Here is a 12,663-nt window from a genome sequence, read left to right on the forward strand (position 1 = left end):
CGCTCAGAGCTTCTCCAGCTGGGCACGGGCCTGGGCCGCGGCGCTGCCCTGCGGTTGCAGGGCCAGATAGGTGCTGTAGGCCTGCTTGGCCTTGGCCTTGTCGCCGGCATGGAAGTAGGCGTCGCCCAGGTTGAAGTGGGCCACCGCCCGCGAGGGATCGATCTTCAAGGTGTTTTCCAGCCAGCGTGCCGCTTCGGCATAACGCTGCTGCCGGTAGTACACGAAGCCCAGGTTGTTGGCGGCCTGGGCGAAGTCCGGACGCAGCTTCAGCGCTTCGGTGAACTGGGCCACTGCCTCGTCGTAGCGCTTCTCGCGGTACAACTGCAGGCCGCGGTCGTTGGCCTGCTGCGCGCGCTGGCGGTCGGACGTCGGCGCAGCCGCCGGCACCACCAGCGTGCTCTTGCCGCCCTGCAGGTCGGCCACGGTCACCGGCGCTTCGTCCTTGCCCTTGGCGTCCTGCGCCGCGTCGACCTTGTTGTTCAACGCGATGGCGTCGGCCGACAACTGGCGGGTATCGGCGGTGAGGTATTCCTGGCTGTCGGGCACCTGGAACACGAACTCGCCGCCCTGCGACCCCGGCAGGCTGCCAAAGGCGGGCGTCTGCTGCGACACCGCCGACACGGCCGGGGCCACGTACGCGGCCAGCTCGGTACCAGTAATCAGTCCGTCGCCGTTGAGGTCGCCCTTGCCGGCCAGGGCCTGTAGCAACACCCAGGTGAACACCGAATGGCCGTTCGGGCCGGCATCGGCCACCTGCTGGTCGGCGCCACCGGCGGTGAGCATCTGGCGCGCGCTGCGGCGTGCGTTCTCGCGCAGGAACGCCGACGACGAGGGCCCGCCGCGGGTCAGGCCGAGGCCGCTGTAGCAGGCGTCCATCACGAACATCACGTGCTTGGCCTGCATGCTCTCGGCGATGTTCTGGATGTCGGTCATCGCGATGGCATCGGTGGCGAACTCATCCGGGTTGGAATCCACCGGGATGATGTAGCCCAGGTCGCGGCCCGAGGCCAGGCGGCGGGTGGCGCCATGGCCGGCGAAGAACACGAACACCCGGTCATCGCGCCCGGTACGGTCATCGGCCAGGCGATCATGGAAGGCGGCCAGGATGTTGTTGCGGGTGGCCTGCTGGTTCTTCAGCACGATCACCTGCGACGACGGGAAGCCGAACTGCCCGGTCAGGGTGTCAGCGATGGCCTGTGCATCGTGGCTGGCGTACTCCAGCTTCGGCCACTTGGCGTAGTCATCGATGCCGATCACGATCGCCCAGGACTTCTGGTAGCCGGTGGTGACCGTAGGCGCGCTGTCGGCTCCCTTGCGCGGGCGGGCCACGCTGAAGTCGCGGCCATTCCAGCCGGCGAACTGGTAGCCATCGGCAATCAGCCGGTCCAGGATCTGCGGCAGCGCCTTGACCGCGCGGTCATGGATGTCGTGGAACAGGATGATGCCGCGCTGTTCCTTCTGCACCTGGTCGACCACGCGCTGCACGATCGACTCGGGCACCGGGTCGGCCCAGTCCATCGAGTCGATGTTCCACATGATCGACTTCAGCCCGGCCTCGTTGAGCAGCTGCAGGCCTTCAGCGTTGCGCGCGCCATACGGGAAGCGGAACAGCGGCGCGCGCTTGTCATCCACGTCCTTGAGCAGCGTGTCGGTGGACAGCACCTGCTCGCGCAGCGCATCGCCGGTGGTACGCGACAGCTGCGCGTGGGTCAGGCTGTGGTTGCCCACCGCGTAACCCTGTTCCATCAGGTTGCGGCTGATGCCGGCCAGCGGGCCCAGCTTGACCTTGCCATCGGCCTGCACTTCACCGAGGTTGCGGCCCACTTCGAAGAACACACCAGGCACGTCGTAGCGCTGCAGGATGGCCACCACTTCGTCGGTATAGGCCTTGTGCGGGCCATCGTCGAAGGTGAGCACCACGGTCTTGGGCGGCAGGTCGCGGCCGAAGATCTCGCGGTCGCTGTCCTTCATCGACATCGGGTACGGTTCGATCACGCCGTAGTCGCGCAGGATGTCGGCGCGGCGGTACTGCGCGTGCAGGTGGGTGATGTAGTCGTCCCACTTCTCGCGCTTGAGCGCGATTGCCCGGGTGCGGTCGAAGCGGCTGAAGATGCGGGTGATTTCCTGGTTGTAGGTGCGCTCGATCTCATCCAGCGCCTCCAGGTCTTCCCCGATCCGCTGGTGCAGCTTCACCGCCGGCAGCGAGGAATCCTTGCCGACGCGCTCGTGCAGGTCGCGCAGCACTTCGCGGAAGGCCAGGCGGTCGGCATCGAACAGGTCCGGCGCCGATTCGATGTAGTCCAGCACCGTGCCCAGGGAGGCGAAGCGTTGCGGACTCGGGCTGCGCAGCAGCGTGTCGAACTGGGCGGCGATGGCGGCGCGCTGCGCCAGGCCGTCGTGGAACAGCTGCTGGCCGATGCGGCTGGAGGTGGCGCGATCGGCCGGCGACTGCTGCGCCTCGTCGGCCAGCAGCACGATGATGCGGCGGTGGCCGTCGAGCTGCTTCTGCAAGGCCGCCAACAGCGGCGCGGCCGCCGGATCCGCGGCGGCGGCGGCCGCCTGCGCGCGGGGCGTGGCCGGCGTCTGGGAGTCGGTCGCGTCCTGCCGGCCACAACCGGCCATCGCCAGGGTCAGCAGCAGCACGGGCACGGGCAGACGGAACAGCGACGACGCAGGGGGCATGGGGGGACTCGGGGAAACGCGGCAACGGTGGCGGGGATTGTATCGCCGCCAAAGAAAAACCCGCCGGATGGCGGGTTTTTCAGGGGCAACCAACCAGGGGTCGGTTTTATTTCTTCTTGATCGGCGCGGTGGTGGCCGGCACCGGGTCGCTGCCGTGGCGCTTGGTCATCCACCACTGCTGCAGCAGGCCCAGGCCACCGTTGACCACCCAGTACAGCACCAGGCCGGACGGCATGAAGGCCATCATGACGCCGAACACCAGCGGCATCATCTGCATCATCTTGGCCTGCATCGGGTCCATGCCCGGCGCCGGGGTCAGCTTCTGCGTGGCCCACATCACCGCCACGTTGATCACCGGCAGGATGAAGTACGGGTCGCGTGCGGTCAGATCCTGGATCCAGCCCAGCCACGGCGCCTGGCGCAGTTCCACCGATTCCACCAGCACCCAGTACAGGGCGAAGAAGATCGGCATCTGGATCAGGATCGGCAGGCAGCCGCCCATCGGGTTGATCTTTTCCTTCTTGTACAGCTCCATCATCGCGGTCTGGAACTTCTGGCGGTCATCGCCATAGCGTTCCTTGAGCTGCGCGATGCGCGGCTGGAAGCGACGCATCTTGGCGCCGCTCTTGTACTGCACCGCCGACAGCGGATACAGCACCAGCTTCAGCAGCACCACCAGGCCGACGATGGCCCAGCCCCAGTTGTTGACCACCTTGTGGACCTGGTTCAACACCCAGAACAGGCCCTGGCCGATGATGGCCATCAGCGAGAAGCGGCTGTAGTCGACCACGCGGTCCAGGCCCTTCACGTCTTCCTTGGCGAGCAGGTTGACCAGCTTCGGGCCCACCCACAGGCGTGCCTCGGTGCTGGCCTGCTGGCCGGCAGCCACGGTGAAGGCCGGGCCGGTGGCCTGGATCTGGTCGCGACCGTCATGCTGGGACAGCACGTAGTTGGCGGCCTGGTCCGGCTGCGGGATCCACGCGGTGAAGAAATGGTGCTGCAGCATCGCCAGCCAGCCGCCGGTGATGGTGCGGTTGAGGTTGCCGTCGTCCAGGTAATCCTTGAACGCGCGACGCTCATAGCCGTCCTGCGGGCTGAACCAGGTCGCGCCGTTGAAGCTGAACGAGTCCGGGTTGGTCATGCTGCGCGACAGGATGGTCGGGGTGCGGTCCAGGGTGCGGTACACGTAGCCGTTCCACGGCGCGGTGCTGCCGTTGACCACTTCGTCCTTCACCTTGATCGCGTACTCGTTGCGGCCCAGGGTGTAGGTACGGCGAATGGTCACGCCGTTGGGACCGTTCCACACGAACGGGATCTGCAGTTCCTTCTGGTCCTTGCCCAGCACGAAGTCGCGGCTGTCGCCGACCAGCTTGAAGCCATTGGCTTCGGGCACCGGCATGCTCTTGTCCTGACTGGTCCAGCCGCTCACCGCGCGATACGGGTGCGTGCTCTCTTCGGTCAGCAGGCGCACCGGCGGGCTGCCGTCGGCCTTGGTCTGCGGGAACTGCAGCAGCTCGGCGTCCAGCACCGTGCCACCGTCCAACACCAGGCGCAGGACGTCGGTGGTGACGGTCACGCGGGCGGCGCCGGCCTGGGCCTGGGCGGCCGGCTGGTTGGCCGGTGCGCTGCCCGGGGCCTGTGGCACCGTCGCGCCCGGGACCGACCCGGCGGCACCCGGCACGGTCGCCTGGGTCTGGGCAGCCACTGTCGGGGTGGCCGGCGCGGCCTTGTCGCGGCCCCACTCCATCCACAGCAACACGGCCACCATCAGCCAGGCAAAAATCAGGAAAACGCGGGTCTGGTTCATCAGCGGGCAGGCTCGACGGGGCCGGCAGGTGAGGCCGGCTCGGACTGGGAAAGGGGTGCAACGCCCAGGGGCGGCGGCATTGTGCCGTCCGCGCCCGGCATGGGCAATGCGCCAAGGCGGCGCAGCAGGCGTTCAAAGGCCTGACGGATGTCTGCATTGCTGGCGGTACGGGCGGCGCTACGGGCAACGACGACAAAATCGCCGGCACTCATCCACGGCCGTAGGTGGCGTGTGGCATCGCGCAGCACACGCTTCACTCGGTTGCGACCCACGGCTCGGGGATCGACTTTGCGCGACACGGCGAGACCCAACCTGGCTGGCGTATCGCTCTTCAGCCAGTGCAGGGTCATCAGCGGATCGGACACACGGCGGGCGCCGTTGAAGACCGTTGTATATTCGGCACGCGTACGAACCCGCGCAGAGCGAGGAAATCGCTTGCGCGGGTCGGAACTGCTCACAGTCAGGATTGCGTCTGCCGCGGGAAGCGGCATTGCAATCAAGCGCTCAGGACTTTACGGCCCTTGGCGCGGCGACGCGACAGGATCTTGCGGCCGTCAGCGGTCTTCATACGGGCACGGAAGCCATGGTCGCGCTTACGCTTGAGGTTGCTGGGTTGGAAAGTGCGCTTGGTGGCCATGCGGGCCTCTATATGAAGGGGACGGAAAGAACCGGAAATTCTATAGACCTGACCAAGGTGCCGTCAAGTGTCTGGCACTACGGGATTTCATCCGGCTGTGCAATAGCTGTGGATCATTTTGTGAATAACTTTGGGACAACCATTCCCGGCCCCCCTCGTCGGTGGTAGTCTGCGCCATCCATTCTTCCCTCCTTCCGGCCTGCGGTGCGGCGGTTTCCTACGCCTGTACGCTGGCCCCAGACGATTATTGCCGATGGATGCCTGGTCCCGTTGTCTCGAACGCCTCGAAGCGGAGTTCCCGCCCGAGGATGTTCACACCTGGTTGAAGCCACTGCAGGCCGATCTGCGCGTGGACAGCCTGGTGCTTTATGCGCCAAACGCCTTCATTGTCGACCAGGTGCGCGAGCTGTACCTGCCGCGCATCAAGGAACTGCTGGCGCACTTCGCCGGTTTCGGCGACGTTTTTCTTGAAATCGGCTCGCGTCCGCGGGCCGTGGAGGCGCAGGTTGCGCCGAATCCGGGCTTCAGCGCCCCGGCCGTGGCGGCCGAACCGCTGGTGCCGTTCGCCGGCAACCTGGATTCGCACTACACCTTCGCCAACTTCGTGGAAGGCCGCAGCAACCAGCTGGGCCTGGCCGCGGCGTTCCAGGCGGCGCAGAAACCGGGTGACCGGGCGCACAACCCGCTGCTGCTGTACGGCGGCACCGGCCTGGGCAAGACCCACCTGATGTTCGCGGCCGGCAATGCGATGCGCCAGGCCAACCCGGCTGCCAAGGTCCTGTACCTGCGCTCGGAACAGTTCTTCAGCGCGATGATCCGGGCGTTGCAGGAAAAAACCATGGATCAGTTCAAGCGCCAGTTCCAGCAGGTGGACGCGCTGCTGATCGATGACATCCAGTTCTTCGCCGGCAAGGACCGTACCCAGGAAGAGTTCTTCCATACGTTCAATGCCCTGTTCGACGGCAAGCAGCAGATCATCCTGACCTGCGACCGGTACCCGCGCGAAGTCGAGGGCCTGGAAGCACGGCTCAAGTCGCGCCTGGCCTGGGGCCTGTCGGTGGCCATCGAACCGCCGGACTTCGAGACCCGCGCCGCGATCGTGCTGGCCAAGGCACGTGAGCGTGGCACCGAGATTCCCGACGATGTGGCGTTTCTGATTGCCAAGAAGATGCGCTCCAATGTCCGCGACCTCGAGGGTGCGCTGAATACCCTGGCCGCACGCGCCAACTTCACCGGCCGTGCGATCACCACTGATTTTGCGCAGGAAACCCTGCGCGACCTGCTGCGCGCCCAGCAGCAGGCGATCAGCATTCCCAACATCCAGAAAACCGTGGCCGACTACTACGGGCTGCAGATCAAGGATCTGCTGTCCAAGCGTCGGACCCGGTCGCTGGCCCGTCCGCGCCAGGTAGCCATGGCGCTGACCAAGGAACTCACCGAGCACAGCCTGCCGGAAATCGGCGATGCCTTTGCCGGCCGGGACCACACCACGGTGCTGCATGCCTGCCGTCAGATCCGGACGTTGATGGAAGCCGACGGCAAGTTGCGGGAAGACTGGGACAAGCTGATCCGGAAGTTGAGCGAATGATGCATGCACGCCGCACAGGCGTCATCGCATAAAACGGTGCAGAATCCGCTAGCAAGCAGGGGACAGGGTGTGGATAAGAAATCGGGTAAATTTCCCGGGTGATTTATCCACAGCTTCACCCTCCCCCCGAGGGTTAGTAGTGCAGAGGGTTTCAGGCTCTGAAACTTCTTTGTTTACAAAGACTTAGCTGTGTTTTCCAGCGATTCTGTTCCTACCATCACCACCAAGCTTTTGATTTATTCCATATTTTTTTAAAGCATAGGGGCACGGAACCACATGCGTTTCACACTGCAGCGCGAAGCCTTTCTCAAGCCGTTGGCACAAGTCGTCAACGTGGTCGAACGCCGCCAGACCTTGCCGGTTCTGGCAAATTTCCTGGTCCAGGTGCAGAACGGGCAGCTGTCGCTGACCGGTACGGACCTGGAAGTGGAAATGGTGTCGCGGATCGCGGTGGAAGATGCCCAGGACGGCGAGACCACCATCCCCGCCCGCAAGTTGTTCGAGATCATCCGCGCCCTGCCCGATGGCAGCCGGATCACCGTCTCGCAGACCGGTGACAAGATCACCGTGCAGGCCGGCCGCAGCCGTTTCACCCTGGCAACCCTGCCGGCCAACGACTTCCCGTCTGTGGACGAAGTCGAAGCCACCGAGCGTGTGGCCATCGGCGAAGCCACCCTGAAGGAACTGATCGAGCGCACTGCGTTCGCGATGGCCCAGCAGGACGTGCGCTACTACCTCAACGGCCTGCTGTTCGATCTGCGCGGCGATGCCCTGCGGACCGTCGCCACCGACGGACACCGCCTGGCGCTGTGCGAAACCGAGCTGGAAAAAGCCAGCGGCGCCAAGCGTCAGATCATCGTGCCGCGCAAGGGCGTGACCGAACTGCAGCGTCTGCTGGAAAGCGGCGATCGCGAGATCGAGCTGGAAGTCGGTCGCAGCCACGTGCGGGTCAAGCGCGACGATGTGACCTTCACCTCGAAGCTCATCGATGGCCGCTTCCCGGATTACGAGGCAGTGATCCCGATCGGTGCCGACCGTGAAGTGAAGGTCGACCGCGAAGCACTTCGGGCCTCGCTGCAGCGCGCCGCGATCCTGTCCAACGAGAAGTACCGAGGCATCCGCGTGGAAGTCTCGCCGGGCAACCTGAAGATCAGTGCGCACAACCCGGAGCAGGAAGAAGCCCAGGAAGAGATCGAAGCCGACACCACGGTCAGCGATCTGGCCATCGGCTTCAACGTGAACTACCTGCTGGACGCGTTGTCGGCACTGCGCGATGAGCACGTCGTCATCCAGCTGCGTGATTCGAACTCCTCTGCCCTGGTCCGTGAGGCCAGCAGCGAGAAGTCGCGTCATGTGGTGATGCCGCTGCGTCTCTGACCTGACGCATGGTTCCACGTGGAACCGACGTGTTGAAGAAGCCCGGCCACGTGCCGGGCTTTTTTTGTTCCACGTGGAGCATTGCGGTTTTCAAGGTAACGCGCAGCGGTTTCGATCCTGGTGGATGGCTGCCGTCAAAAGCGTGGATCAACGACTCGCGACAGTGGGGGTCGCATCAAGTTTCGACGTCGGTAGATCCGACGCATTGCGCAGAGGTTTCCCCTGCTCCCAAGCCTTACTTTCGCGTTCCATGCCGACGGCTCGTTTGCCTGTCCGGATCACTGCTCTATGCTTTAAAAACTGTATATAAATCTAAAGCTAGGTGGTGGTGGTAGGGCCAGATTTGGTTGAAAAGTACCTTATCTTATTGAAATTCAAGGGAATGTTAGGCCTGAAACCCCCTACATAAGGCCCCCTGAGGCTGGGGGTGATCCTGTGGATATCTTTCAAGGCGGGTTTTGGGCCTGTTTTTATCCACAGCTCGTACATGAGTTGTGCATAAGTCATACAGAGACTCTGTGGACAGCGAAATTCAGCCGTGCCGTATTTGGCCAAATCTGAATAGGCATGCCGGGTCCAGTGCAGCAGATTTCAAAGAATTCACCCGTAGCGGGAATCGAACCCCGCGAAGGGTCAGGCGAAAGCCCATCAATTTTCTTGAAATCTGCAGGCCTGCCGCCCTGCCCGGCCGCCAGATTTCAAGAAATTCACGGTGCTGCGTGGCCATGTGGCGGGCGGCTCCGTGCCCTGCGCTGGTGGATCGACGTGGATCGGGGGGAGCAGGAAGCGCGTTCACCCCGCGGCCCACGTGAAACACACCCGATGCAGTAAGCTGATCGATTGCCCCTACCCGACTGCCGCCCTGTGCGGCCGTGATCGACTGCATGCACATCCGCCGCTTGTCCCTGCACCAGGTTCGCCGCTTTGACCACGTGGAACTGGCCCCCGAGCCGGGCATCAACCTGATTACCGGTGACAACGGCGCCGGCAAGACCAGCGTGCTGGAGGCCCTGCATGTGATGGCGTATGGGCGCAGCTTCCGCGGACGGGTGCGCGACGGCCTGGTGCGCGAAGGACAGGACGCGCTGGAAGTCTTCGTGGAGTGGGACGAATGCCGCGAAGGCGCGCCAAGTTCCACGCGGCGCAAGGCCGGGCTGCGTCACAGCGGGCAGGAATGGAAGGGTCGGCTCGATGGCGAAGACGTTGCGCAGCTGGGAAACCTTTGCGCTGCGCTGGCCGTGGTGACCTTCGAGCCCGGCAGCCACGCCCTCGTCAGCGGCGGTGGCGAACCGCGCCGTCGCTTCCTCGATTGGGGTTTGTTCCACGTGGAACCAGACTTTCTTGCATTGTGGCGGCGCTACTCGCGGGCATTGAAGCAGCGCAATGCCCTGCTGAAGCAAGGGGGCAACGCTCATGCGCTGGACGCCTGGGACCACGAGCTGGCCGAAGCTGGCGAACCGCTCACCACGCGGCGCCAGCACTACCTCGAGCGGCTGCAGGACCGGGCCACCGCGTTGGCCCAGGTGCTGGCACCGAACCTGGGCATACAGTCGATGACGCTGAGCCCGGGCTGGCGCAAGCAGGAGGTGTCCCTGTCCGATGCCCTGTTGCTCGCCCGGGAACGCGACCGCATGGCCGGCTACACCTCCGTCGGCCCGCACCGGGCGGACTGGAGCGTGGGCTTCGCCAGCATTCCAGGCCGCGACGCCTTGTCCCGCGGCCAGGCCAAGCTCACCGCATTGACCTGCCTGTTGGCCCAGGCCGAGGACTACGCCGAGCAGCGCGGCGAATGGCCGGTGATCGCGCTCGACGACTTGTCCTCCGAACTGGATCGCAACCACCAGGCCCGGGTTCTGGACCGGTTGAAGTCCGGGCCCGCGCAGATATTCATCACCGCCACCGAGACGCCGGCGGCGCTGCACGACGCAACCGATATCACCCGGTTCCACGTGGAACATGGGCAGGTCCAGCCTGTGCCATAGTGGTCGGGAGGGCGCATGCGCCCGGCTGGTATAATTGCTGTTGCAACCCCTTACCCACGGTGCCCCGCGTCAAGCGGCGGCCCGACCTGCGGAGCCTACGGCAAGCGCAATGACTGAAGAACAGAACACCCCGGCAAACAGCGGCAACTACGACGCCAACAGCATCACCGCCCTGGAAGGGCTGGAAGCTGTCCGCAAGCGTCCTGGTATGTACATCGGCGACGTCCATGACGGCACCGGTCTGCACCACATGGTGTTCGAGGTCGTCGATAACTCCATCGATGAAGCCTTGGCCGGCCACGCCGACCACGTGTCTGTGATGATTCACGCCGATGGCTCGGTTTCCGTCTCCGACAACGGTCGCGGTATCCCGACCGGCAAGCACGAGCAGATGAGCAAGAAGCTCGACCGCGACGTGTCTGCTGCCGAAGTGGTCATGACCGTGCTGCACGCAGGCGGCAAGTTCGATGACAACAGCTACAAGGTGTCCGGCGGTCTGCACGGCGTCGGCGTCAGCGTGGTCAACGCGCTGTCGCAGAAGCTGGTCCTGGACATCTACCAGGGCGGCTTCCACTACCAGCAGGAATACGCCGACGGTGCGGCATTGCACCCGTTGAAGCAGGTGGCCGCCAGCACCAAGCGCGGCACCACCCTGCGCTTCTGGCCGTCGTTGAAGGCGTTCCACGACAACGTGGAATTCCACTACGACATCCTGGCCCGTCGCCTGCGTGAGCTGTCCTTCCTCAATTCCGGCGTCAAGATCGTGCTGGCGGACGAGCGCGGCGATGGCCGCCGCGACGACTTCCATTACGAAGGCGGCATCCGCAGCTTCGTGGAGCATCTGGCGCAGTTGAAGACGCCGCTGCACCCGAATGTGATCTCGGTAACCGGCGAGTCCAACGGCATCACCGTGGACGTGGCGCTGCAGTGGACCGATTCCTACCAGGAAACGATGTACTGCTTCACCAACAACATTCCGCAGAAGGACGGTGGTACCCACCTCGCCGGCTTCCGCGGTGCGCTGACCCGCGTGCTCAACAACTACATCGAGCAGAACGGCATCGCCAAGCAGGCCAAGATCAACCTGACCGGCGATGACATGCGCGAAGGCATGATCGCCGTGCTGTCGGTCAAGGTGCCGGACCCGAGCTTCTCCAGCCAGACCAAGGAAAAGCTGGTCAGCTCGGACGTGCGCCCGGCCGTGGAAAGTGCCTTCGGCCAGCGCCTGGAAGAATTCCTGCAGGAAAACCCGAACGAAGCCAAGGCGATTGCCGGCAAGATCGTTGACGCTGCGCGTGCCCGTGAAGCGGCGCGCAAGGCGCGCGATCTGACCCGCCGCAAGGGCGCGCTGGATATCGCAGGCCTGCCCGGCAAGCTGGCCGACTGCCAGGAAAAAGATCCGGCGCTGTCCGAACTGTTCATCGTCGAGGGTGACTCGGCAGGTGGCTCGGCCAAGCAGGGACGCAACCGCAAGAACCAGGCGGTACTGCCGCTGCGCGGCAAGATCCTCAACGTGGAACGTGCCCGCTTCGATCGCATGCTGGCCTCGGACCAGGTCGGTACGCTGATCACCGCGCTGGGCACCGGCATCGGTCGGGACGAGTACAACCCGGACAAGCTGCGCTACCACCGCATCATCATCATGACCGACGCCGACGTCGACGGCGCGCACATCCGTACGCTGCTGTTGACCTTCTTCTACCGGCAGATGCCGGAGCTGATCGAGCGCGGCCACATCTACATCGGCCTGCCGCCGCTGTACAAAATCAAGCAGGGCAAGCAGGAGCTGTACCTGAAGGACGACCCGGCGCTGGATGCCTACCTGGCCAGCAGCGCGGTGGAAAACGCGTCGCTGATTCCGGCCGATGGCGAACCGGGCATCGAAGGTGTGGCCCTGGAAAAACTGCTGCTGTCCTACGCCTCGGCGCAGGAAGCGATCAGCCGCAACGCCCACCGGTACGACCGCCAGGTGCTTGAAGCCCTGATCGATTTCACCCCGATGGACCTGGAACACCTGCGCAAGGCCGGTGCCGATGAGGGCCTGGGTGCGCTGGCGACGCGTCTCAACCGCAGCAGCCTGGGCTCGCCCCGTTTCAGCCTGGAGCTGCAGGAACCCACCGAGGAGCGTCCGGCCGCGCTGCTGGTCACGCGCCGCCATATGGGCGAAGCGTTGATCCAGGTGCTGCCGTTGTCGGCCTTCGAAACCGGTGAACTGCGTGCCCTGCACCAGTCCTCGCTGCTGCTGCACGGCCTGGTCCGCGCCGGTGCGAAGATCAGCCGTGGCGCCAAGTCGGCCGAGATCGAGAGCTTCGCGCAGGCACGCGAGTGGCTGCTCGAGGAAGGCAAGAAGGGCCGCCAGATCCAGCGCTTCAAGGGCCTGGGCGAAATGAACCCGGAACAGCTGTGGGACACCACGGTCAACCCGGACACCCGCCGCCTGCTGCAGGTGCGGATCGAAGACGCCGTTGCGGCCGACCAGATCTTCAGCACCTTGATGGGCGATGTGGTGGAGCCACGTCGTGACTTCATCGAAGACAACGCGTTGAAGGTCGCCAACCTGGATATCTGACACAATCGGGACACGGTCGGC

The 12,663-nt window shown here is 64.6% G+C and carries 8 protein-coding genes; 4 read left to right on the top strand and 4 right to left on the bottom strand.

Annotated features, from left to right (window positions below; genetic code table 11):
• Nucleotides 1–3 precede the first annotated feature (3 nt).
• From ACZ0AE_RS20300 to rpmH, 4 genes are all read right to left on the bottom strand, one after another.
• Entirely contained in the window at nt 4–1,977 is a 1,974-nt protein-coding gene (locus tag ACZ0AE_RS20300) for a polysaccharide deacetylase family protein (RefSeq protein WP_463602120.1), read from the bottom strand.
• A gap of 811 nt (nt 1,978–2,788) precedes the next feature.
• The gene (gene yidC, locus ACZ0AE_RS20305) at nt 2,789–4,489 is read right to left on the bottom strand and encodes a membrane protein insertase YidC (RefSeq protein WP_038691545.1); all 1,701 of its coding nucleotides are present in this window, start codon (nt 4,487–4,489) and stop codon (nt 2,789–2,791) included.
• Nucleotides 4,489–4,980 carry a ribonuclease P protein component gene (rnpA, locus tag ACZ0AE_RS20310; RefSeq protein WP_081797298.1) on the bottom strand — a complete coding sequence of 164 codons (492 nt, stop codon included), beginning with the start codon at nt 4,978–4,980 and terminating at the stop codon, nt 4,489–4,491. Before rnpA ends, yidC begins: the two co-directional genes overlap by 1 nt.
• 5 nt (nt 4,981–4,985) lie before the next feature.
• Nucleotides 4,986–5,126, bottom strand: coding sequence for a 50S ribosomal protein L34 (gene rpmH, locus ACZ0AE_RS20315; protein ID WP_006404565.1), 141 nt, complete (start codon nt 5,124–5,126; stop codon nt 4,986–4,988).
• 253 nt (nt 5,127–5,379) lie between these two features.
• Between rpmH and dnaA the strand changes: the two genes are divergently transcribed.
• The 4 genes from dnaA (at nt 5,380) to gyrB (ending at nt 12,642) form a co-directional block, all read left to right on the top strand.
• Nucleotides 5,380–6,714: a chromosomal replication initiator protein DnaA gene (gene dnaA / locus ACZ0AE_RS20320; RefSeq protein ID WP_463602012.1), complete on the top strand. Its 1,335-nt coding sequence runs from the start codon at nt 5,380–5,382 to the stop codon at nt 6,712–6,714.
• A gap of 276 nt (nt 6,715–6,990) precedes the next feature.
• Nucleotides 6,991–8,091 (top strand): DNA polymerase III subunit beta, encoded by a 1,101-nt coding sequence (gene dnaN / locus ACZ0AE_RS20325; protein ID WP_019184048.1) that lies wholly within the window; start codon nt 6,991–6,993, stop codon nt 8,089–8,091.
• A gap of 884 nt (nt 8,092–8,975) precedes the next feature.
• The gene (recF, locus tag ACZ0AE_RS20330) at nt 8,976–10,073 is read left to right on the top strand and encodes a DNA replication/repair protein RecF (protein WP_137191475.1); all 1,098 of its coding nucleotides are present in this window, start codon (nt 8,976–8,978) and stop codon (nt 10,071–10,073) included.
• 109 nt (nt 10,074–10,182) lie between these two features.
• Complete coding sequence (gyrB, locus tag ACZ0AE_RS20335) at nt 10,183–12,642, top strand: DNA topoisomerase (ATP-hydrolyzing) subunit B (protein WP_038691537.1); 2,460 nt, start codon at nt 10,183–10,185, stop codon at nt 12,640–12,642.
• Nucleotides 12,643–12,663: the final 21 nt, after the last annotated feature.

This window comes from Stenotrophomonas sp. AC248 (assembly GCF_979258185.1).

What these genes read in the sequence shown, in the direction of transcription:
- yidC (WP_038691545.1), bottom strand. Translation starts at nt 4,489, where the DNA reads ATGAACCAGACCCGCGTTTTCCTGATTTTTGCCTGGCTGATGGTGGCC.
- rnpA (WP_081797298.1), bottom strand. Translation starts at nt 4,980, where the DNA reads ATGCCGCTTCCCGCGGCAGACGCAATCCTGACTGTGAGCAGTTCCGAC.
- gyrB (WP_038691537.1), top strand. Translation starts at nt 10,183, where the DNA reads ATGACTGAAGAACAGAACACCCCGGCAAACAGCGGCAACTACGACGCC.
- dnaN (WP_019184048.1), top strand. Translation starts at nt 6,991, where the DNA reads ATGCGTTTCACACTGCAGCGCGAAGCCTTTCTCAAGCCGTTGGCACAA.
- ACZ0AE_RS20300 (WP_463602120.1), bottom strand. Translation starts at nt 1,977, where the DNA reads ATGTCGATGAAGGACAGCGACCGCGAGATCTTCGGCCGCGACCTGCCG.
- rpmH (WP_006404565.1), bottom strand. Translation starts at nt 5,126, where the DNA reads ATGGCCACCAAGCGCACTTTCCAACCCAGCAACCTCAAGCGTAAGCGC.
- dnaA (WP_463602012.1), top strand. Translation starts at nt 5,380, where the DNA reads ATGGATGCCTGGTCCCGTTGTCTCGAACGCCTCGAAGCGGAGTTCCCG.
- recF (WP_137191475.1), top strand. Translation starts at nt 8,976, where the DNA reads ATGCACATCCGCCGCTTGTCCCTGCACCAGGTTCGCCGCTTTGACCAC.